Source organism: Planktothrix sp. FACHB-1355, from assembly GCF_014748295.1.
In the GTDB taxonomy this organism is placed as follows: domain Bacteria; phylum Cyanobacteriota; class Cyanobacteriia; order Cyanobacteriales; family Aerosakkonemataceae; genus Aerosakkonema; species Aerosakkonema funiforme_A.
Map to the genome: position 1 here is coordinate 1 of NZ_JACJUP010001143.1, position 2,240 is coordinate 2,240.

At 41.1% G+C, this 2,240-nt stretch carries 1 protein-coding gene; it reads right to left on the reverse strand.

Features of this window, described 5'->3' with window-relative positions; genetic code table 11:
• On the reverse strand, positions 1-2,240 hold a 2,240-nt coding region (locus H6S82_RS30015), incomplete at both ends, for an AAA family ATPase (protein WP_191057232.1).

Consider the following 2,240-nt stretch of genomic DNA (forward strand, 5'->3'; position numbering starts at 1 on the left):
AAAGTATGCCAGCATCAGTTTGTAAGTGTAAGCAATAGCGATCGCTGTGAGATCCTTGTCCTGATGGTGCTTAGGAATCATCAGCGTTTCATCATAGGCACTGCCAACTAAGCAATCTGACACAATCCGGGCTTCCTTCAAGTTATGTACAGTTTGCTGCGTCATATCCCAATAAGTCAGGGCAGAATGTTGTTTTATCTGCACTAAGACAGCCCTGTAATCTGCTATTTCCTGTTGCCAAATATCCAGTTCTAACCCCGCAAAAAGTTTGGCAATAAAGTAATTAAGCGAGTTATAGCCAGCGTTGAGAAAATCACCAGTTTCTATACCAGTTGCATAGCCATCTTTCATCGTCAGTATTGTTACCCTGAGCGATTCTTGATGATGTTGAGCCCAGGCCGAAAACAGCAGTAGAACTTTACATTTGAATTCCCCGACATTAAATCGATGCAGCAAGTTTATTGCTAATCGCCCAAAGCTATAGCCTGTTTTCACTTCTCCCAAAAAAGCACACAACACCATACTGTGAATCGCATACCCCACAGTCGAGGCTGGTGCATTGCCAAACTGGAGTGATAAACTCACCATCGTTGCACTCAGTATAGGTAGTAATCCCGGCATTGCCTGTAGAATCGGTGAAAATAATAATCCTAAGAGTTGCATAGCTGCCTGAGTCTGGCAATCGCTCATTACAGGTAGATCGACTAATTCCTCAATCCCTCTATCACCTTGAAGACTAGCTACGGTTTGCAGCGCTTTAGCAATTTTGGCTTCGTCAGGTGCAATTGGGAGTTCAATCCCCAATTGAAAGAGTGCATCTCTTCCGACTGCAATAGCTTCTAATATGTTGCCCTGGGCTGTCTGGGCGACGATTTGAATTTGGTAAATTTTAACTTGGTCTAAAATCGTCTCAGCTTTTTGTAACACCAGTGCTGCTATTTTTTCCATACCATCAAAATCGGCATTCAAATAAGCAGCTTCCGTAGCAGCAACATGGAGATTCAGAGCCAATTTATATTGCTCTTGCCAGCAGTTAGCTGTCAGTAACTCAATCCCTTTTTGCAGATAAGCTCTTGCCGCAGTGTATGCTGTAGAATTTCTGGCTTTCTGTCCCGCTTTTAAGTTAAGTTGAGCTAAGGCTTCTCGTTCTTGCGGTTGAGTAATTAACTCACTTCCTAAATTCAAATGCCCGACCAGATCGAACAGTTTTTCCTCTTGCTCTAACTCGGACAACTTTTGTTGAAGTAATTGTCCAATTTTTAGATGAGTTGCTGTTTTGTGTTCGTCGGGAATCAGGGAATAAGCAGCTTGTTGTACTCGGTCATGTAAAAATCGATACTTGGCTATTTGTTTAGTAGTATTTTCATTTGACACTACCAATCTCTCATTTCCTTCTCCCTGATAAAACTTATAAACATCGCCAATCGGCAAAATCAAGCCTTCTTGTAATGCTTTCCATAAATCCGCCGACGTTTCAATTTCTGATTTTTCTGAAACAATTGCCAAAGTTGAGAGATCGAACTGATTGCCAATACAAGCTGCTAACTGCAATATCTGTTGAGTTGATGGCGGTAGTTTTCGCAATTGAAAACCCATAAAGGCCACAACATCCTCTGTAACTGCTTGCTGGTTCACTTGTGCAATGTCACATTGCCATCCCCCGGCTCGATCGGGGGGAGTTGGAGGGGTGAATTGAATCAGTCGATCTTGATGTAATGCTTTGAGAAACTGGGTAGCGAAAAACGGATTTCCTTGAGTTTTTTGAGAGATTAATTGAGAAAGAGGTAATGCCAAAGTTTCTGGACATTTCAGTGTGTCAGCAACTAATTGATTTACTTTGACTTGACTCAATGGCTCTAAAGTAATCGTATTAATCGTTGCTTGGTTTTTTTGAATCTCACTCAAGGTTAAAATTAATGGATGTGCTGGATTAACTTCGTTATCGCGGTACGCACCAATTAACAAAAGATAACTCGTATCAGCCATTAAAAGCTCCATTAACTTCAGCGATGCCAAATCTGCCCATTGCAGATCGTCTAAAAACATCACCACTGGATGTTCAGCACTGGTAAAGACTTGGGTGAATTTTTGAAATAATAAATTAAATCTATTTTCTGCCGCCGTTCCTGATAATTCTATAGCTGGTGGTTGTTCGCCAATAATTCTTGATAATTCGGGTATGACTTCAATAATTACCTGACCATTTTCTCCAACAGCATCTAATATTTTGTTTTTCCAGT